Annotated in this window: 1 protein-coding gene; it reads left to right on the top strand. The window is 33.3% G+C overall.

The genetic code is table 11. The features are described 5' to 3' along the window. Positions 1-285: 285 nt before the first annotated feature. Positions 286-735, top strand: a 450-nt coding sequence (locus HUN22_RS17460; RefSeq protein ID WP_174732024.1) for a MarR family winged helix-turn-helix transcriptional regulator, incomplete at its 3' end; no start/stop codon positions are given.

The following is a 735-nucleotide window of genomic DNA, read 5'->3' as shown; positions in this document are numbered from 1 at the left end:
AGATGCAACCTTATATATCTGTTCAAAGAGTTTAAGCTACTGTCCTGTTAGACAGTATTAACTTCAATAATCTTTGATGATAGAGGAAGAGTATTTATAGTTTGTGCAAAGCATAGTACCGCTCTAAAGATAAGGACATGCGAACCATGTCATTGTTAAATGAAGCTATATAACTTTTGCTCATCAAGTAAAGTCCTGTTATAACTTGCTTGGTGAAACTATATTTTTCAACTATTAAAGATAGTTCATCAGGAATGCGATCCACCAAGGTATGGGGAAAAGTCAATGACAAAGAAGTATGCGCGTTTTTTACCTACAACAGAATCTTTTACTCTTGAAGATTTTCCATATTATTGGATTACTCAAGTACATGCTCAATATGTACAGAACATTGATAATGCTTTAAAAAAATATGGTTTAGATAACTCACGTCGACGCATTATGTTGGCTTTAAGCAGTAAGCCCCATGCAAGTGTTTCTGAACTTTCAGATATGATTATTTCAAAAATGTCGACTACCACAAAAATCGTTTATCGTTTAAAAGATGAAGGATTGGTTGAAACATATTCTTGCCAGACTGACGGTCGAATTACCCGTGTAGTACTTACTGAAAAAGGTATTGAAATGATCAACAAGATCAATGATCTAACCAGTGTAGTACTTGAACAATCTTTTGAAGGTATTACTCCTTTACAGTTGGAAAAAATGATGGAAAGTTTGAAATTACTTTTAAAG

The sequence above is a fragment of the Acinetobacter lactucae genome, assembly GCF_013344765.1.
GTDB classification, from domain to species: domain Bacteria; phylum Pseudomonadota; class Gammaproteobacteria; order Pseudomonadales; family Moraxellaceae; genus Acinetobacter; species Acinetobacter lactucae_A.
This window is presented reverse-complemented; position numbering and strand designations above follow the sequence as displayed.